Here is an 18,284-nt window from a genome sequence, read left to right as displayed (position 1 = left end):
GGTAACAAATACGCTCCCCGCGTGGCACTCCCGCACGCAATCCTGGTGTCGTTGAGCGAGCAGGCTGGCTCGGGATACGAGCTGGCCCACCGGTTCGACCGCAGCATCGGCTACTTCTGGGCCGCCACCCATCAGCAGATCTACCGCACGTTGAAGGCGATGGAGGCCGACGGCTGGGTGCACGTCGACGTCGTCGCGCAGAGCGGCAGACCCGACAAGAAGGTCTACGGCGTCACCGACGCCGGGCGCGAGGAACTCGCGCGATGGATCGCCGAGCCGCTCACCGGCCGCGGCAGCGCGGTGACCGACTCACGCACGCGCGACCTGGCGGTGAAGATCCGTGGCGCGGCCTACGGCGACACCGATGCACTACGCGGGCAGGTACTCGAGCTGCGCGACGAGAGAGCACGACAACTCGACGTCTACCGCGGTTTCGAGAAGCGCCAATTCCCCGACCCCTCGGCACTGACCGGCGCCGCGTTGCACCAACACCTGGTGCTGCGCGGCGGGATCCTCGCCGAAGAGGGATCACTGCACTGGCTTGACGAAGTAATCACCGCCCTGAAAGGCCGAGATCGTGACTAGCTACCCGAACCTGCTGTCCCCCTTGGACCTTGGCTTCACCACCCTGCGGAACCGGGTGGTGATGGGCTCGATGCACACCGGCCTGGAGGACCGGGCCCGCGACACCGACCGGCTGGCCGCCTACTTCGCCGAGCGCGCCCGCGGCGGGGTCGGGCTCATCATCACCGGCGGATACGCGCCCAACCGCACCGGCTGGCTGCTGCCGTTCGCCGCCGAGATGCTGTCGTCGTCGGACGCCCGGCGTCATCGCCGCATCACCGCCGCCGTGCACGACGAGGGCGGCAAGATCCTGCTTCAGATCCTCCATGCGGGACGCTATGCCTACCATCCCCTTTCGGTCAGCGCGTCGTCGATCAAGGCGCCGATCAACCCCTTCCGGCCGCGACGACTCCGCAACGTGGAGGGCACCGTCGACGACTTCGTGCGCTGCGCCCTGCTCGCCCGCGAGGCCGGGTACGACGGTGTCGAGATCATGGGCAGCGAGGGCTATCTGCTCAACCAGTTCCTCGCGCCGCGCACCAACAAACGGACCGACGCGTGGGGCGGAACCGCCGAGAAGCGCCGCCGGCTGCCCGTCGAAATCGTGCGGCGCATCAGGGAAGCGGTCGGGCGCGACTTCGTCATCTGCTACCGCATGTCGATGGCCGACTACGTCGCCGACGGACAGACCTGGGACGAGATCGTCGCGCTTGCAATCGAAGTCGAGGCCGCCGGTGCGACCATCGTCAACACCGGCATCGGCTGGCACGAGTCCCGGGTGCCCACCATCGTCACCTCGGTGCCCAACAGCGCGTTCGTCGACGTCAGCAACGCGTTGGCCCAACACGTCCGGATACCCGTCGTCGCGTCCAACCGGATCAACATGCCGCAGGCCGCCGAACAGATCCTCGCCGACGGGGCGGTCCAGCTGGTGTCGATGGCACGACCGCTGCTGAGCGATCCCGACTGGGTGAACAAGGCCGCCGCCGACGCGGCCGACGAGATCAACACGTGCATCGCCTGCAACCAGGCCTGCCTGGATCACGCGTTCGTGCACGAGACGGTGTCGTGTCTGGTCAACCCACGGGCGGGCCACGAGACCACGCTGACGCTGGGCCCGACGAAACGCACGAAGCGGGTCGCCGTCGTCGGGGCCGGGCCCGCCGGACTGGCGGCCGCAGTGACGGCGGCCGAGCGGGGCCACGTCGTGACGCTGTTCGAAGCGGCCGGGACCATCGGTGGCCAATTCGACTTGGCGAGAAGGATTCCCGGCAAGGAGGAATTCAACGAGACCATCCGCTACTACACCACGATGCTCGCCAAGCACGGCGTTGACGTGCGACTCGAGACCCGCGCCGAGGTCCGCGAACTCGGGACCTTCGACGACGTGGTGCTGGCCACCGGGGTCGTGCCGCGGATGCCCGACATCCCCGGCGTCAACCACCCAATGGTGTTGTCCTACGCCGACGCGATCCGTGGCGCACCGATCGGCAACCGCGTCGCGGTGGTGGGCGCGGGCGGCATCGGTTTCGACGTCAGCGAGTTCCTGGTCACCGCGCCAGCAGGGATGAACGTCAAGGAATGGCAAGCGGAATGGGGCGCACTGAACCCACAGGACGCCCCTGACACGCGCGGCGGGCTGACGACGCCCATCCCCCTGCCGCCGGCCCGAGAGGTCTACCTACTGCAGCGCACCAAGGGCGCCCAGGGCCGTGGCCTCGGGAAGACCTCGGGCTGGGTGCACCGAGCGTCGTTGAAGGCCAAGGGCGTTCACCAACTGTCGGGCGTGAACTACGAACGCGTCGACGACGACGGCCTGCACATCAGCTTCGGCTCCGACCACTCGGACCCTCGGCTGCTCGCCGTCGACAACGTCGTGATCTGTGCCGGGCAGGAGTCGGTGCGGGATTTGGCGGACGGGCTGCGCCGCACCGGCGTCGAGCCGCACGTCATCGGTGGGGCGGACGTCGCCGCGGAGATCGACGCCAAGCGCGCCATCCGCCAGGGCATGGAGCTCGCCGCCCGGCTGTAGCCCCCTCAGCCCCCTCGCGAGCAGACACAAAGGGCCCTCGAATGTGCCAAACGAGGGCCCTTTGTGTCTGCTCGGCGAGGAAACTAGGCCTGCTTCAGCGCCTCGATCTCGAGGGTGATGGTGACCTTGTCACCGATGACGGTGCCGCCGGTCTCCAGCGGCATGTCAATGTCGACGCCGAAGTCCTTGCGGTTGAGCACGACCGTGGCGGTGAAGCCGGCGACCTCGCCGTGGCCCATGCCCGGGTTGACGCCGTTGAACTCGAGCTTGAGGTCGATCGGCTTGGTCACGCCCTTGAGGGTGAAGTTGCCGCCGAGGACGTAGTCGTCACCGTCGGGGCGCACGCTGGTCGAGACGAACGAGGCGGTGGGGTGATTCTCGACGTCGAAGAAGTCGGCGGCCTTGACGTGCGCGTCACGCTGCTCGTTGCCGGTGTTGACGGAGTCCACGGCGATCTCGGCGGTCACCGAGGGGGTGCCGTCCTCGGCCACCACGATCGCGCCGCTGAACGCCTCGAAGCTGCCGCGCACCTTGCTCACCATCAGGTGGCGTACCGAGAAACCGATCGACGAATGGGCGGGGTCGATGGCCCACGTGCCGGTGCTCAGGGCGCTCGCTACCGATGCAGTCATGTCTGGTCCTCCTTGGCTTGGGGCCGGCCTACCCGGCGCCTCCCCACTTTAAACGGACCATGGTCCACATTTGTTCCAGGCCTACCCCAGCAGTACCGACAGCGCCTCGATCGGCAGCCGCGGCGACCGGTGCCCGTCGCGGCCGACCATGTCCTCGTTGACCACCAGCGCGTTCAGCACCGCCTCCTCCACCGACTGGACGACGGCCGTGTAGAACGCATCCATCCGGCCCCACGGCAGGAACCGCAGCGTGCCGAACTCGTCGTCGGAGGGCGGCCCGATCGGAAAGGCACTCGTCAGCCCGTCGGCCGCCGCGGTCGAGAACGCCAGGAAGATGTCGCCGGAGAAGTGACTGCCCGTGGTCCCGGTCCTCGCCAAGCCCAACGGCACCCGTCGGGCCAACGCCTTGCACTGGCCGGGCAGCAGCGGCGCGTCGGTCGCGACGACGACGATGACGGAACCCGCGCCGGGTGGCGGCCGCAATCCGAGGTCCGCCGCGAACCAGTCGGAGTCCAGCGGATTCTCGACGTCCAGCAGCGGCCCGACGTGCCGGCCCGCCACGGTCAGCTCGGCACGGGCGCCGAAGTTCGCCTGCACGAACGCCGCGACGGTGAACTCGTGCGTTCCGTACTCGACGACCCGCGACGCAGTTCCGTTGCCGCCCTTGAATTCGTAGCAGTTCATCCCGGTGCCGCCGCCGACCGAGCCCTCCGCCACCGCGCCGGATGCAGCTGAATCCAGCGCCTGCTCAACGTGTTCGGGCCGCACGTGCGAGCCGTTGATCTCGTTGAGATAGCCGTCCCACGTCTCACCGCAGACTGGCAGCAGCCACTGGCGCGCCACCCGGGGCTGCACCCGGTTCACCCAACTCACGACACCGGTGTGACAGGCGCCGACGGCGTGCGTATTCGACAGCACGACGGGCAGATTGAAGGCTCCGGACTCTTCGATCCACGTGGTGCCGGTCAGCTCACCGTTGCCGTTGAGCGAGTGCCACCCCGCCGCGCACGGCCGTCCAACGCCGTCGCGCCCGCGGGGCAGGATCGCGGTGACGCCGGTGCGCACGCCGTCACCCTCGATCAAGGTGGCGGTTCCCACCTCGACACCAGGGACGTCGGTGATCGCGTTGAACGGACCGGGCCGACCGGCCAACGGGATGCCAAGGCCACGAGCGCGGGGACGGCCGTCAGCGGTGTGGGTCTGAGGTGAAGTCACCCCCTACGAGTAGCACGCCCGAGCCCAGCTCGCGCGGATCAGCCTCGTTCACCCCACACGGCTTGGGCGCCCGCGTCGCCAATCCGGACGACCGTCACGATCGAGGACACCCCCACGACGAGAGCCGCCACCGCGACGACGGCGGTCGCGACCTTCCGTGGCGTGTCGGATCGGGTCTCCAGCACGTGCAGCACCGCCTGGGCGACGGCGACCACAAGCAGCGCAACGGAGAAGTAGATCATCCAGTCGCCGCGCTCGGCGTGCTCCAGCAGGATCGGGCGCGGCTGACCACCGCTCTCCAACAGCCACTCCCCGGCCTCGGTGGTGATGGGCGTCAACACCGTTGTCACGGCGGCGAGGGCCAACACCAACCACACCAGGCGGCGGCGCGCGGCGGGCCAGAAGCCGCAAAGGATCTCGAGCAGCGCGACGAGCGGCGCGAGCACCACGATGGCGTGGACGAGCAGGGCGTGGGCGGGTAGGCCGGCAATCGTGGTCAAGGGGGCTCCTTGGGTTCGGGGCTGTCCCTCTGTATACGTGCCGGAACTACTGTGAGTTCACGACTTGCGTGATTCTCCCGGGTCAGGCGACCAGGGCGTCGTACGTCGTGGAGCGTTGACGTGCCGGGCGGCCGATGCCCTCGGCGATCGACACAAGCTCCTCGACGGACTTCGCGGACCCGTTCTCCGAGCCCGCCATCCGCGAAATGGTCTCCTCCATCAACGTGCCGCCCAGATCGTTGGCGCCACCACGCAGCATCACCTGGGTGCGCTCGACGCCAAGCTTGACCCAACTGGTCTGGATGTTGGAAATCCTGCCGTGCAACATGATTCGAGCCAAGGCGTGCACAGCGCGATTGTCGCGGTGCGTCGGACCCGGTCGGGCGCCGCCCGCCAGGTACAGCGGTGAGGACTGGTGCACGAACGGCAGCGGCACGAACTCGGTGAAACCACCGGTGCGGTCCTGGATGTCGCGCAGCACGTTGAGGTGACCGACCCAGTGCCGCGGGGTGTCGACGTGGCCGTACATCATCGTCGAACTGGATCGCAGACCGACTTCGTGGGCGGTCGTGATGACCTCGATCCACGCCGAGGTCGGCAGCTTGCCCTTGGTCAGCACCCAGCGCACTTCGTCGTCGAGGATCTCCGCGGCCGTCCCGGGAATCGAGCCGAGCCCGGCCTCCCGCAGATTCGTCAGCCACTCGCGGATCGACGTCCCGCTCTTGGTGACGCCGTTGGAGATCTCCATCGGCGAGAAGGCGTGCACGTGCATCGACGGCACCCGCGCCTTCACCGCACGAACCAGGTCGGCGTACCCGGTGACGGGCAGTTCGGGATCGATGCCGCCCTGCATGCAGACCTCGGTGGCACCGGCGACGTGGGCTTCCCACGCGCGGTCGGCGACGTCGTCGGTCGACAGCGAGAAGGCGTCCGCGTCACCCTTGCGCTGGGCGAACGCGCAGAACCGGCACCCGGTGTAGCAGATGTTGGTGAAGTTGATGTTGCGGTTGACCACGAACGTCACGTCGTCCCCGACCACGTCGCGACGCAACGAATCGGCAAGCGCGGCAACGGCATCCATGGCCGGGCCGTCGGCGGTGGCCAGCGCGTGATACGCGTCGTCACTCAGACCCGCGGGGTTGGACTCCGCGGCGCGCAGTGCGGCGAGGACGTCGGTGTCGATGCGTTCCGGGGCCCGGGTCGCGAGCTCGTCGACCTTGGCGCGGATGGACTCCCAGTCACCGAACGCACTACCGAGGTCGCTGCGCGTTTCGGTGAGCCGGCCTTCGGAGTCGATCGCGGTGTTCAGGTCGGTGCGACCCAGCGACTCCGTCGCCTCATCGGGTTCCTGCCACGGCCGCCCGACCGGGTTGACGTCGCGGGCGAAGCCGGTCTCCGGATCGGCCAGCGCGTCGACGTGTCCCCGCACCCGGGGGTCGATCCACGCCGCGCCGGCCTGCACGTACTGCGGCTGCGCGGTCAGACGTTGCACCAGGTCGTAGCCGGCCTCGGCGGTCACCGCGGCGAGTTCGTCAAGCGCGGGCCACGGGCGTTCCGGGTTGACGTGATCCGGGGTCAGCGGAGACACACCGCCCCAGTCGTCGACGCCGGCACCGATCAGCGCCAGGCACTCGTCCCGCGACACCAGATTCGGCGGGGCCTGGATGCGCATCTTCGGGCCGAGCACCAGCCGGGTCACGGCCACGGTCGCCAGGAAGTCGTCGATTCCCGTGTCCGGCGTGCTCGCCATCGCGGTGTGATCCTTGGCCCGGAAGTTCTGCACGATCACTTCTTGGACGTGGCCAAACTCCTTGTGGGAGCGGCGAATCGCATGCATCGTCTCGGCACGCTCGGTGAGGTTCTCGCCGATGCCGACGAGAAGGCCGGTCGTGAACGGCACCGACAGCCGGCCCGCGTCGTCCAGCGTGCGCAGACGCACGGCGGGATCCTTGTCGGGACTGCCGTAGTGAGCCAGGCCCTTCGTCTCGTACAACCGCCGCGACGTGGTCTCCAGCATCATGCCCATCGACGGTGCGACCGGCTTGAGCGCCGACAGCTCCGACCAGGTCATCACGCCAGGGTTGAGGTGCGGCAGCAGCCCCGTCTCCTCCAGGACGCGGATCGCCATCGCCCTGACGTAGGCCAGCGTCGAGTCATATCCGCGTTCGTCGAGCCACTGCTTGGCTTCCGGCCACCGCGCCTCTGGTCGATCACCCAGGGTGAAAAGCGCTTCCTTGCAACCCAACTCGGCACCGCGGCGAGCGACGTCGAGTATCTCGTCGGGCTCCATGTACATGCCCTTGCCCGCCGCCCGCAGCTTTCCGGGAACCGTGACGAAGGTGCAGTAGTGGCAGGTGTCGCGGCACAGGTGCGTGACCGGGATGAAGACCTTGCGCGAATAGCTGACGGGCAGCTTGCCGGTGGCACCTACCCGACCGGCTGCGGTCAGACCCGCGTCGCGCACCCTGGCCGCGCTGGCCATCAGGTCTTCGAGGTCGGCGCCGCGCACCGTCATCGCAATCGCGGCTTCGTCGACGTTCAGCGCCACCCCGTCACGGGCACGTCGCAACACACGCCGCACCGCGGCGGGCGACGGTGCACTTGGTTCCGTCGGGGCCGGAGGCACGACGGGAATGGGCAGATCGGCACCACGCTGGGGGTTCAGAGCCACTCCCCTGTAACCCCACGGTCGTCCGAAATCATCCGCGCATCCCACAATCCGAAACAACTGCCACAGGCATACCGGCCACACTAGCGCCAGAACGGCGCGACGTTGCAGGGCCATCTCGCTCCGGCGACGCGCAGGTCCGCGTAACTTACCGAGCAACGGCATCGGTGACGGACCTCTGGGGAGCACATCATGAGTGGATCTATTGGCTCTTGCCTTCGCGTGGGGGTCGCCACGCTCACCGCGGCGGCCGTCGTGGCGATCCCGCCGACCGCCCCCGCCGCCGCGCCCGCGGGTCCGACCGCCGTCGCCGCGCAGGTACAGCCTGCACCGCGGGTCGAGCTGGCCGCAGCGGTGCGCTCGCTGCTCACCACGCCGCCGAATCCCGCGCACTTCGCCGACGCGACGGCCGCGATGGCGCGCCTCGACCCAGCCGGCACGTCCGCCGTGGTCGACGCCCCCGCCACCTTCAACGCGGCCTCCGACGCCATCGTCGCGGGCTATCAGTTCCTCCGGTACTGGGTGACCTACGGGGTCCAGCTCGCCGACTACGTCCTCGGCTTCGTCCCGTTCGGATACGCCATCGCCGACCAGGTCAACATCGTCTACTACAACCTCGTCCTGCCGATCTCCGACAGCATCGTCTACCAGCTGGTCGTCCCCGTGGTGAACGATCCGCTGAACCTGGCGTCCTACGTCAACGGCCTCGTCGCCGTCGGCCAGACGTCGGTCAACGCCCTGATCAACACCGGCGTCGCCGAGTTCAACTACTTCTTCGGCTGGCTGATCCCGCCGCTCCCACCGCGACCGCTCGCGGTGGCACGGGAGATGCCGGTCGTCGAGGAGGCGTCCGAGGTTCAGGAGATTCAGGAGGCGCCCGAGGGTGGGGAGGCTCCTGCGCCGGGTGCCGAGCCGTCTGCGTCGGCCGAGCCCACCAAGACCACGGCCGAGCCCACCAAGACCACTGAGCCCTCGGAAACGACCAAGCCCTCGGAAACCGCCGAGCCCAGCCCGACCGCCGAGCCGTCCGAAAGCCCTGAGCCCACGAAAACCGTTGAGCCCACGAAGACCCCTGAGACACCCGAGCCCACCGAATCGCCCAAGCCGCCGACCACCACCGCCGCAGGCGGCGTGCAGGCCCAGGGCGAGGTGCGTGGCGGGAACGGCACCACCACCGGCACGACGACGGTCACCACCACCACGACCACCGGAGCCACGACTACCACTGGAACCGAGGCGGGAACACACCCCACGACGGCCCCCGCGCCCGCCGCGGCGCCGGACCCCAAGACGGCCGACACCGGGCCCGACACGAAGAGCCCCGCGGAGAGCGACGAAGGCTAGGCGGCGACCCTCGACGTCAGCCGCCACAGGAAGTAGGCCGGCGGCCCGCCGCCGAGCACCACGAAGATCACCGGTGCCAGCTGCATGACCCCGGCGCCGCTGAGGACGATGTCACCGCCTGGCCCGCCCAACGTCAGCCCGAGAGTCGTGACCAGCCAGGCCCACAGCGGCAGCGCCGCGAGCCGAGGCGACGTCTCCCACTGCAGCGCCGCCCACACCAAGGCAAGGTTCAGCAGACCGCTGATCAGGCCGCTGACGGGCAAGGGAAAGGCGCCAACGTAGAGCGGCAGGAAGAACGCGCCGATGACGGCCGACAGAACACCGTCGAGTGTGAGAACGGCCAGTGCGGCGAACCGCAGCCGACCGGAAGGACGAGTGGTCAGGTGGGAACGCTGTCGAGCAGGCCCACCATGCCGCCGACGACCCACTGAAAGCTGTCCAAGCGATCCTGCCAATGTTGCAGGTTGGGATCCAGATCCGGGTCCATCGCCATCCCTTCCTCGGGGTCGCCAATTAGTCGCAGCGGGGTCCGCCAATTGATCGCAGCGTACCCCTTCTCGCCGTTGCTATCCCAGGTTCACGCCGGCGAGTAGATCGGTTTCCCAACCGCGACCGTCCCGCGCGCCGGCCGTCCCCTCGACCAGCACGTAGTGCTCGCTCGCCGGGATCGGCAGCGCGACGTTGTTCGACAGCGTGCACGCGCGGCCGCCCGGTTCCACCGTCACCTGCGTGGCGTGCGCCCGCAGCGCGGCGACCTTGGCCGCCCGGCTCTCCGGCGCGTCGACCACCGCGTCGACCTCCGCGTCGTCGATCGCGCCGACGACGGCGACGAAGTCGGCGGCCGAGACCCGGATCCACTCGGCGGGCAGATCGAGGTCGGCGAGTTCCCGCATGCCGAGTTCGACCGCGGTGCGCGCCATGACGGTCCAGTAGAACTTGGGCACCTGCCAGGGTTCGCCGGGGTGACCGGTTCCGGCCGCGGCGGCGACGGCGGCCGTCGTCACCTCGTGGGCGCGGATGTGGTCGGGGTGTCCGTATCCACCGTTGGGGTCGTAGGTGACGACGACGTGGGGGCGAAGGTCACGGATGACCGCGACGAGCGCCGCGATCGGCTCGGCCGGGTCGGCGTCGACGAACCTCTGCCGGCCGTCGCGGGCCGGGGTGCCCGCCATACCTGAGTCGCGCCACTTCCCCGCGCCGCCGAGGAAGCGTGGACCGTCGACTCCCAATTCGCTTAGCGCAGACGTCAGCTCGCTGATGCGGTAACCGCCGAGCTGATCGGCTGCATCGGCGGCCAACTGCGCGAAGCGGTCACCGATGACCTCGCCCTCCTCACCGAGGGTGCACGTCACGACCTGAACCTGGGCTCCGCGTGCCACGTAGTGGGCGATCGTGGCGCCGGTGGTCAGCGTCTCGTCGTCCGGATGCGCGTGGACGAACAGCAGTCGTGGATTCTCCATCCCCACAAGATAGGTTCACCCCGTGACGCGGCGCACCGTTGAGTACGGCTGTGCCGTCGTGGTGATCGGGCTGTTGGCCGGCGTGGCTGGCGCGGCCACCACACTCTTGCTGCACTGGGTGGAGCACCTCGTCTACCACTACTCGTTCGGCACGCTGCTGACCGGCGTCGGCGGCAGCAGCCCGGTCCGGCGTGCCGTCGGACCGATGATCGGCGGTGCGCTGGCCGGCTTCGGGTGGTGGCTGTTGCGTCGCGGCGGCGACGTTCCCGGGCTGTCCGCGACCATCGCCGAGCACCGACCGATCCCGAGATGGCGGATGTCGGCCGACGCGGGCCTGCAGGTGCTGCTCGTCGGCGCCGGTGCGTCCCTGGGTCGCGAAGGTGCGCCTCGCCAGCTGGCCGCGGCGCTTGGCGACTGGGGTACGTCGCGGTGGTCGCTGACCCCGAGGGACCGCGAGATCCTGCTGGCCTGCGCGGCGGGAGCGGGCCTCGGCGCGGTCTACAGCGTGCCGCTGGGCGGTGCGCTGTTCGCGGTCCGGATCGTGCTCGGCACCTGGCATCCGCGGGCGGTCGGCACGGCGCTGATCACCTCGAGTCTCGCGGTGGCGGTGGCCTCACCCGTCACCCACCTCGAGCACTCGCTGGTGTGGCCCGACCTGAAACTGTCGTACCTGTTCGTGTTCCTCGCCTGCGCGATCGCGCCACTGTCCGTCGCCGTCGGGTTGGCGTTCGACAAGGTGATGGCGCTGGCGCGCCCTCGGCCGCAGTTGCGGTCGTGGCTGCTGATTCCGGCGATCGCGCTGGCGGGCCTCGCCACGGGTGTCTGTTCGATCTGGTGGCCGGAACTGCCGGGAAACGGACGCAGCATCCTGACCGTCAGCGTCGACGCGAGCCTGACGCTCGGCGGCGCCGCGGTCATCCTGTTCCTCAAACCGCTGCTGACGGCACTGTTTCTGCGGGCAGGTGCAATCGGCGGCATGATCACCCCCGCACTGGCGACCGGGGCCGCGGCGGGCGCGGTCGCCACCCATACCCTGAACAACTTGGCGGGCATCCACATTCAGGTTGCCGCGGTGGCACTTGCGTGCTCTGCAGGCGTTTTGGCGATCACCCAACGTGCGCCGTTGTTCGCGGCGCTCTTCGTCTGGGAACTCGCGCGACCGCCGGTGTGGCTGTTCGTCGTCTTCGCCGCCGCGGCGTTCACGGCGCACGGGATTCGCCTTCTGCGCGAACGCAATTCGACTGCTACTGGGGCGCCTTGACCCAGTTGCCTGCGTCGCCGACGATGCCGACCGGCACGGCGCCCGACAGGCTCACGTTCTGCACGTTGGGTGCCGCGGCGACGATGGTGGTGTCCTGAAGGATCGGCAAGACGGTCGACATGTTCCACAGTCTCGGCTCGACCGCGGTGATCACGTCTGCGATGGGCTGGCTGCCGTCGAGCGCTGCGTCGATGTTCGGCTGGATGCTGCGGTCGCAGATACCGGTCAGGTTGCTGGGGGCCTGGACGAGCTGATCGGGACCGGACGGGGACTGGGGCTCCGTCGGGGGCGGCGTCGCCGTGGCGGTGGAGGTGGCCGTCGAGCGCGGCGGGGTGACCGACGTCGTCGTCGTGGACGGGATCGGTGTCGGGGTGCCACTTGGCGGGGCCGTGGGCACCGGGGTCGCCTCGAGCGCCGGGCAGCCGAAGCGCGACGCCAAAGCGGTCGCGAGATCGCCGCCCGCCTGGTGCCAGCCCACGATTGCGTCGACGCGGTTCTGGGACAGCGCGTCGCCGTAGAGGGCCGGTGGATCGAGCGCCAGCACCGACGCGGAGATGCCGACGCTGCGCAGCTGGTCGGCGGCGGTGTTGGCGACCGCGACCGACGTCGGGTCGTTGGCCGCGACCCCGACGACGAATCGCAATTGCTCGCCGTCCTTGCTGATGCGCCCCCTGGTCGGTGGTGCCGAACCCGGCGTCGGGGGCGGCATCGGGCTGGTCGAGGACGCCTCCTCCTCGACGACGTAGCCGCTGGCCTTCAAGAGGTCCAGCGCGGCCTCCCGAGGCAAGGCGGGCGGCGCGGTGGGTGCGTACCCCGGATCCGACGGTGATCGCACCTGCGCCTGAGCCAGCGTCACGGTGTTGTCGCTACCCGCGCCGACGGCGGCCAAGAGATCCACGTCGAGCAGCCCGAGGATCGCCTTGCGCACCTGGGTGTCCTGCAGAGCCGGTTGCCTGGCCCGAAGCGTCACCTGCATCACCCGCGGCGTGACGATCCGCGCGGTTCGGACGTCGGGGATGGCCCCGAGTTGGATGAACGCGGCCTGGCCGCCGTGCACCTGGGCGACCTGGGTGTCACCGTTGCGGATCGAGTCGGCGAGCACGGCGGGCGCTCCGCCGCGGCGGAACAGGATCTGATCCGGTTTGGCGGGCTGACCCCAGTAGCGGTCGTTGCGCGCCAACAGAATTTCGTCGCGCTGCGGGTCGATGGAGTCGACGCGGAACTGGCCGCCGGTCACGGGAAGCGCCCGGAGGAGCCCCGCCGCGAACCCGCCTGGCACGTCCTTGACGATGTGGGCCGGAAGGATGTCGTTGAAGAGTTCCCGCCACGCCGGGTAGGCCTGGGAGAACGTCACGACGGCGGTCTTGCCGCCCGCCAGCGACTGGACTCCGGTGATGAGGTCGTATCCCGCCGGGTCGACCACGCCGGGCGCGCTGACCATCTGTCGCCACAGGTACCAGTAGTCGTCGGCGGCGATCGGCGCGTTGTCCGTCCACTGCGCTTCCGGTCGAATCTTGTAGGTGACGGTGAAGGGGTCCTCGCTCGTCACCTCCGCCGACTCGAGCATGGTCGGGTCCAGTTCCCACCGCGAGCCCGTAGGCGACGTCGGATCGGGGATCGGGCGGAACGAACTCGGGAGCACCAGGGAGGCGATCGCCGCGTTCACCGGCGACTGATCCGACAGCAGGTGCGGGTTGAACCCCGGCCCGACGGAGTCGATCGCCATGATGATCTGCGACGCCTTGAGCGGTGGCGGCGGCGTGCTCTCCGTCGTCTCCGTGCTTTGCGGTGCCGGCGGCGGGCTGACGGTACAGGCCGCCACCAGCATCAACGTCGACGTCAACGCACCGGCGACGGAGATCAATCGTCGTGAGGTCGTCGGCACGCCCTTCAGATTATCGGCACGGCGCGGCGTCGCCCCGGCGCGCCGAGTCAGCCGCGGGTCTTCGCGCGCGACTTCGAGCGGGCCCGGGTCGTCGCGGCCAACTCCACCTTGCGCACGCGCACGACCTCGGGCGTCACCTCGACGCACTCGTCCTCTGCACAGAATTCCATCGCCTGCTCCAGCCCCATTTCCAGCGGCCGCGCCAGCGTTTCGAAGACGTCGGCGTTGGCCGAGCGCATGTTGGTGAGCTTCTTCTCGCGGGTGGCGTTGATGTCGAGGTCCTCGGCGCGGGGGTTGATGCCCACGACCTGGCCCTCGTAGGTGTCGTCACCCGGGACGACGAAGAACTGCCCGCGGTCCGACAGCTGCGTCAGGGCGAACGGCGTGATCTTGCCGGTGCGGTCGGAGACGAGCGAACCGGTGTGACGGGCCCTGATCTCGCCCGCCCACGGGCGGTAACCGTCGAACACGGCGTTGGCGATGCCGGTGCCTCGCGTGAGGGTGAGGAAGTCGGTGCGGAAGCCGATCAGCCCGCGGCTGGGGACGATGAAGTCCATGCGCACCCACCCCGCAGCGTGGTTGGCCATCTCCTCCATGCGGGCCTTGCGCGCGGCCATCAGCTGCGTGACCGCGCCGACGAATTCCTCGGGACAGTCGATGGTCATCGACTCGAACGGCTCGTGCAGCTTGCCGTCGACCATCCTGGTGACCACCTGCGGCTTGCCGACGGTGAGCTCGAACCCTTCGCGACGCATCTGCTCGACGAGGATGGCCAGCGCCAACTCGCCACGGCCCTGGACCTCCCAGGCGTCGGGCCGGTCGATGTCGACGACCTTGATCGACACGTTGCCGATCAGTTCGCTGTCCAACCGGGCCTTCACCATGCGGGCGGTCAGCTTGTGTCCGGAGACCTTGCCGGCCAGCGGCGAGGTGTTGGTGCCGATGGTGACCGAGATGGCCGGTTCGTCGACGGTGATGCGCGGCAGTGCGTGCGCGTGGTCGACGTCGGCGAGGGTGTCGCCGATCATGATCTCGGGCATGCCCGCTACGGCGACGATGTCGCCCGCAACGGCTTCGTTGGTGCTGGTCCGCTCGACGCCTTCGGTCGCCAGGAGCTCGGTGATCTTCGCGTTGGTGATGACGGGATGGCCGTCCACTTCGCGCATCCACGCGACCTGCTGGCCCTTCTTGATCCGACCCTTGTAGATGCGAATCAGCGCCAGGCGGCCGAGGAACGCCGAGGCGTCGAGGTTGGTGACCAGGGCCTGCAGCGGGGCCTCTGGATCGCCCTCGGGCTCGGGGATGTGCTCGAGCAGCACGTCGAAGAGCACGTCGAGGTTCTCCCCGTCGGGGTTCTCGCCGTTGGCGGGCTGGGTGGTGCTGGCGATGCCCGCGCGGCCCGAGGCGTAGAGCGTCGGCAGGCCGAGCGCGAACTCGGCGGCCTTCTGCGCTTCTTCGTCCAGGTCGGATGCGACGTCGAGCAGCAGGTCGTGGCTCTCGGAGACCACCTCGGCGATGCGGGCGTCGGGACGGTCGGTCTTGTTGACGCACACGATCACCGGCAGGTGCGCGGTCAGCGCCTTGCGCAGCACGAAGCGGGTCTGGGGCAGCGGGCCTTCGGACGCGTCGACCAACAGCAGGACGCCGTCGACCATCGACAGACCGCGTTCGACCTCGCCACCGAAGTCGGCGTGGCCCGGGGTGTCGATGACGTTGATGACCGTCATGGAGCCGTCGGGGTTGAGGCGATGCACGGCGGTGTTCTTCGCCAGGATCGTGATGCCCTTTTCCTTCTCCAGGTCACCGGAGTCCATCAGGCGTTCGACGGCGTCGTCACCGCGGTGCGTCAGTGCTCCGGACTGCCGGAGCATGGCGTCGACGAGGGTGGTCTTACCGTGGTCGACGTGAGCGACGATGGCGACATTGCGAAAGTTGGGGCGTGAATCCACCTCGAGATTGTCGCAGCGTAGGTATGCAATCGCGAAAACGGCGGGTTTCGCCCGCACACATGGAGAGGGACAAGTGAAGCCGTCGGAGTTCGCCACGCTCAAGGCGAAGAAGAAGTGTTGTCGCAGCAAACCCCGCTGCAAACGCTGCCCGCTCGTACTCCACAAGGTGCACAAAGCCGAACTCTCCGGCATTCGCGGCAAGGAGTTGGAAAAGGTGTTCAAACGCGCGAGAAAGGCGTGATGAGCTGCGCGAATACCGTCGTCCAGCGCCGTGCGGCCCGGTAGCGACGCGACCGCTCACCGGGACGAGTCGCTAGGCGCCGTCGAGGTGTCCGCCGGTGGTCGGAGCCACGTCCGTCCCGATGACGCGTTCGCCTCGGGCGTTCGGCCGAGCCGTCCCCGCGGGTGTGCGCCATGTCACCACCGCACTCGGGGCACCCGCGTCTCATCGCGATCGCAACGCGGCCGTCAGCTCCGGCAGCCAGGCGCGGTCGGCGGGCACCCAGTCGAGCGCCTCGAGCTGGTCGGCCGTCACCCAGCGCAGTGCGCGATGGTCGCGCGGGTGCAGGGTTCCGCCCGTCTGCGTGACGCGGAAGGCCCGCAGGGTCGTCGTCTCGCTCAGCGCCACCTCGACGCTCAGCCGGGCTCCCACGCTGACCTCGACGCCCAGTTCCTCGTCGAGTTCGCGGGCCAGTGCCGCGGCGTCGCTCTCCCCCGGCGCCACCTTCCCGCCGGGCAGTTCCCACAGTCCGGCGAGTTCCGGAGGCCGGTCGCGTTGGGCCACCAGAAGATTGGCGCCGACGATCAATGCGCCCGCGACGACGATCTGGTTCGGCACGCTGCGACGGTATACCGTCGATGCATGGCCGTGTTGACCGACGAACAAGTGGACACCGCGCTGGCCGACCTGGCGGGCTGGGAGCACTCCGACGGAGCCCTGCGCCGATCGGTGAAGTTTCCCGCATTCCTCGACGGCATCGACGCCGTCCGCCGCGTCGGCGAGCAGGCGGAAGCCAAGGATCATCATCCTGACATCGACATCCGTTGGCGGACAGTCACTTTCGCTCTCGTCACGCATTCGGAGGGCGGCATCACCGACAAGGACGTCGCGATGGCAGGCGACATCAACCGGATCGTCGGCTGACCACCGCGAGGTAGGCCAGCGTCGCGACCGCCGCCAGCACGTACAGCGAGCCGCACAGTTCGGCGTACCAGGGCCTGCCGTCCAGCCTGCCGGTGTCGCCGGCGAACGTCACCAACCACGGCGACCCGACGTAGGCGAGCACCACCCACGCCCAGCCGACGACCCTGGCGCGCGGATGCGTCGACCCGAGCACCAGCCACATGGCCAGCGGCATCATCCAGACCCAGTGGTGGGTCCAACTGATCGGCGAGATCAGCAACCCGAACAGCATCACCACGACGATCCGGCCGAGCGCGTCGTCGGCCCCGACGCGCCACCATGCCGCGAGGCTGAGCGCCGCGGTGACGGCGACGGCGGCCAGCAGCGGCACGCCATACCCGACGTCGTGACCCGCCACATAGCCAATGGCGCCGCGCAGCGACTGGTTCATCGGGGTGTCCACCACGCCGACCCGGTTCGCGTTGCCAAGCAGATCGGTGAAGTAGAACCGGGCCTGAGCGCCGCCGAGCAGGATCGACGCCGCCACCGTCGCGCCGAACACCGCCGCCGAGAGCAGCACGACGCCCCACCGGCGCGCGCCGACGAAGTAGACGCCCGCCACCGCGGGGGTGAGCTTCACCCCGGTGGCCAGCCCCACCAGCACCCCGGACACCCACCACCGCGTGCTGTGCACCGCGTAGAGCACGGCGACCATCAGCAGCGCGCCGACCTGGCCTAGCTCGAAGAGGTGGCGCACCGGCTCGAACCAGATGGCGAGCGCGGTCCACGCCATCGCCTGCCGGGCGTCGGGCGTGCCGAGCATCTTCATGACGAGCGCCGCGGAGCCGTAGAGCGCCGCCACGGTGCCGAGCTGCCAGCACAGCGCCACGACGGGGAACGGCAGGAAGTGCAGCGGGTAGAACACCACCCCGGCGAACGGCGGATAGGTGAACTGCAGCGGGAGCGGCGGGATCACCGGGTGGTAGACGAAGTCGTAGAGGCCGCCGTCGCGCATGGTCGCCGCGCCGTCGACGTAGACGTGGAGGTCGATGAAGTTGGTGCCGTTGGGCACCAGGTAGGTGACGGCGAACCGCGCGAGAAGGCTGACCGCGAGCAGGTACGGCGCGGCGCTCGCCACTCGGCGTCGGGGCGCCACGGTGACGCCGACGGGTTCGACCTCTGACTGTCTCGTTATTCGTCCGACTCTAGTTTCCGGTCGCCGCCGGTCGTGGCAGGCGGGCGGTTCGGTCACCATCGGCCGTCATAGCCATAACGGTTGAGTAAATGCCACACGTGTCACTTGAGTAACACCAGTAACTCCGTAGCTTCGGTTTCAGACGTGTCACCAACCGATCGGGAGAACCATGCACTTCGCCAGAAAAGCCCTTGCCACCAGCGTGATCGCGGCAGCATGCGCCGTCCCGGGCGCCCTGCTGCTCAGCGCCACCGCATCGGCCGACCCGATTCCGGCCCCCGCGCCGGCCATGCCGAACATCCCGTTCCTCAGCGGCATGTCACCGGCCAACGCGCCGGCGATGCTGCAGGGTCTCGCGTCGGCGTTCACGGGCGCAGCGGCCGCACCCGCCGCCGCCCCCGCCGCACCGGCACCGGCGGCCACCGCGTCGGTGACGCTGCCCGCCGCGGCAGCACC

General features: G+C 69.2%; 16 protein-coding genes and 1 pseudogene. 7 read left to right on the top strand and 10 right to left on the bottom strand.

Going from position 1 to position 18,284, the window contains the following annotated elements:
• Positions 1-21: 21 nt before the first annotated feature.
• Positions 22-585, top strand: a complete 564-nt coding sequence (locus B1790_RS30885; RefSeq protein WP_079927097.1) for a PadR family transcriptional regulator — start codon at positions 22-24, stop codon at positions 583-585.
• Complete coding sequence (locus tag B1790_RS30880) at positions 575-2,596, top strand: NADPH-dependent 2,4-dienoyl-CoA reductase (protein WP_079927096.1); 2,022 nt, start codon at positions 575-577, stop codon at positions 2,594-2,596. The genes B1790_RS30885 and B1790_RS30880 overlap by 11 nt, the downstream gene beginning before the upstream one ends.
• An 83-nt stretch (positions 2,597-2,679) precedes the next feature.
• Here the strand turns inward: B1790_RS30880 and B1790_RS30875 are convergent, their stop codons facing one another.
• From B1790_RS30875 to B1790_RS30860, 4 genes are all read right to left on the bottom strand, one after another.
• Positions 2,680-3,228, bottom strand: coding sequence for a YceI family protein (locus B1790_RS30875; protein WP_079927095.1), 549 nt, complete (start codon positions 3,226-3,228; stop codon positions 2,680-2,682).
• An 81-nt stretch (positions 3,229-3,309) separates the two neighbouring features.
• Complete coding sequence (locus B1790_RS30870; RefSeq protein WP_079927094.1) at positions 3,310-4,443, bottom strand: P1 family peptidase; 1,134 nt, start codon at positions 4,441-4,443, stop codon at positions 3,310-3,312.
• 38 nt (positions 4,444-4,481) lie between these two features.
• Entirely contained in the window at positions 4,482-4,943 is a 462-nt protein-coding gene (locus tag B1790_RS30865; protein WP_079927093.1) for a DUF2231 domain-containing protein, read from the bottom strand.
• A gap of 82 nt (positions 4,944-5,025) precedes the next feature.
• The gene (locus B1790_RS30860) at positions 5,026-7,614 is read right to left on the bottom strand and encodes a bifunctional FO biosynthesis protein CofGH (protein WP_079927092.1); all 2,589 of its coding nucleotides are present in this window, start codon (positions 7,612-7,614) and stop codon (positions 5,026-5,028) included.
• A gap of 189 nt (positions 7,615-7,803) precedes the next feature.
• Here B1790_RS30860 and B1790_RS30850 point away from each other — a divergent pair, with 189 nt between their 5' ends.
• Positions 7,804-8,955, top strand: coding sequence for a hypothetical protein (locus B1790_RS30850; protein WP_142271590.1), 1,152 nt, complete (start codon positions 7,804-7,806; stop codon positions 8,953-8,955).
• On the opposite strand, the gene B1790_RS30845 is transcribed toward B1790_RS30850, so the two are convergent.
• Positions 8,952-9,383, bottom strand: a complete 432-nt coding sequence (locus tag B1790_RS30845; protein ID WP_079927089.1) for a hypothetical protein — start codon at positions 9,381-9,383, stop codon at positions 8,952-8,954. The genes B1790_RS30850 and B1790_RS30845 overlap by 4 nt on opposite strands.
• Before the next feature lie 138 nt (positions 9,384-9,521).
• The gene (mshB, locus tag B1790_RS30840) at positions 9,522-10,415 is read right to left on the bottom strand and encodes an N-acetyl-1-D-myo-inositol-2-amino-2-deoxy-alpha-D-glucopyranoside deacetylase (protein ID WP_079927088.1); all 894 of its coding nucleotides are present in this window, start codon (positions 10,413-10,415) and stop codon (positions 9,522-9,524) included.
• Between the two features lie 22 nt (positions 10,416-10,437).
• On the opposite strand from mshB, the gene B1790_RS30835 reads away from it, so the two are divergent.
• Entirely contained in the window at positions 10,438-11,676 is a 1,239-nt protein-coding gene (locus B1790_RS30835; RefSeq protein WP_079927087.1) for a chloride channel protein, read from the top strand.
• On the opposite strand, the gene B1790_RS30830 is transcribed toward B1790_RS30835, so the two are convergent.
• Both B1790_RS30830 and typA read right to left on the bottom strand, forming a co-directional pair.
• Positions 11,660-13,504 carry an ABC transporter family substrate-binding protein gene (locus tag B1790_RS30830; RefSeq protein ID WP_079927119.1) on the bottom strand — a complete coding sequence of 615 codons (1,845 nt, stop codon included), beginning with the start codon at positions 13,502-13,504 and terminating at the stop codon, positions 11,660-11,662. The genes B1790_RS30835 and B1790_RS30830 overlap by 17 nt on opposite strands.
• A gap of 104 nt (positions 13,505-13,608) precedes the next feature.
• Positions 13,609-15,510, bottom strand: coding sequence for a translational GTPase TypA (typA, locus tag B1790_RS30825; RefSeq protein ID WP_079927086.1), 1,902 nt, complete (start codon positions 15,508-15,510; stop codon positions 13,609-13,611).
• 73 nt (positions 15,511-15,583) lie between these two features.
• On the opposite strand from typA, the gene B1790_RS34480 reads away from it, so the two are divergent.
• Positions 15,584-15,751, top strand: coding sequence for a hypothetical protein (locus B1790_RS34480; protein WP_142271589.1), 168 nt, complete (start codon positions 15,584-15,586; stop codon positions 15,749-15,751).
• Between the two features lie 204 nt (positions 15,752-15,955).
• Here B1790_RS34480 and B1790_RS30820 read toward each other — a convergent pair whose 3' ends face one another.
• Positions 15,956-16,348, bottom strand: coding sequence for a (deoxy)nucleoside triphosphate pyrophosphohydrolase (locus tag B1790_RS30820; protein ID WP_079927085.1), 393 nt, complete (start codon positions 16,346-16,348; stop codon positions 15,956-15,958).
• Between the two features lie 24 nt (positions 16,349-16,372).
• On the opposite strand from B1790_RS30820, the gene B1790_RS30815 reads away from it, so the two are divergent.
• A complete protein-coding gene (locus B1790_RS30815) occupies positions 16,373-16,654 on the top strand; it encodes a 4a-hydroxytetrahydrobiopterin dehydratase (RefSeq protein ID WP_079927084.1) in 282 nt (93 codons plus the stop codon).
• On the opposite strand, the gene B1790_RS30810 is transcribed toward B1790_RS30815, so the two are convergent.
• On the bottom strand, positions 16,635-17,888 hold the full coding sequence (locus B1790_RS30810) for a mannosyltransferase (RefSeq protein WP_079927083.1): 1,254 nt from the start codon (positions 17,886-17,888) through the stop codon (positions 16,635-16,637). The genes B1790_RS30815 and B1790_RS30810 overlap by 20 nt on opposite strands.
• Before the next feature lie 109 nt (positions 17,889-17,997).
• Here B1790_RS30810 and B1790_RS30805 point away from each other — a divergent pair.
• Positions 17,998-18,284 (top strand): annotated as a pseudogene (locus tag B1790_RS30805) (hypothetical protein); the annotation flags it as partial.

It is taken from the genome of Mycobacterium sp. AT1 (assembly GCF_002043095.1).
In the GTDB taxonomy this organism is placed as follows: Bacteria; Actinomycetota; Actinomycetes; order Mycobacteriales; family Mycobacteriaceae; genus Mycobacterium.
This window is presented reverse-complemented; position numbering and strand designations above follow the sequence as displayed.

What these genes read in the sequence shown, in the direction of transcription:
- B1790_RS30850 (WP_142271590.1), top strand. Translation starts at nt 7,804, where the DNA reads ATGAGTGGATCTATTGGCTCTTGCCTTCGCGTGGGGGTCGCCACGCTC.
- B1790_RS30830 (WP_079927119.1), bottom strand. Translation starts at nt 13,504, where the DNA reads ATGCTGGTGGCGGCCTGTACCGTCAGCCCGCCGCCGGCACCGCAAAGC.
- mshB (WP_079927088.1), bottom strand. Translation starts at nt 10,415, where the DNA reads ATGGAGAATCCACGACTGCTGTTCGTCCACGCGCATCCGGACGACGAG.
- B1790_RS30875 (WP_079927095.1), bottom strand. Translation starts at nt 3,228, where the DNA reads ATGACTGCATCGGTAGCGAGCGCCCTGAGCACCGGCACGTGGGCCATC.
- B1790_RS30815 (WP_079927084.1), top strand. Translation starts at nt 16,373, where the DNA reads ATGGCCGTGTTGACCGACGAACAAGTGGACACCGCGCTGGCCGACCTG.
- B1790_RS30810 (WP_079927083.1), bottom strand. Translation starts at nt 17,888, where the DNA reads ATGGTGACCGAACCGCCCGCCTGCCACGACCGGCGGCGACCGGAAACT.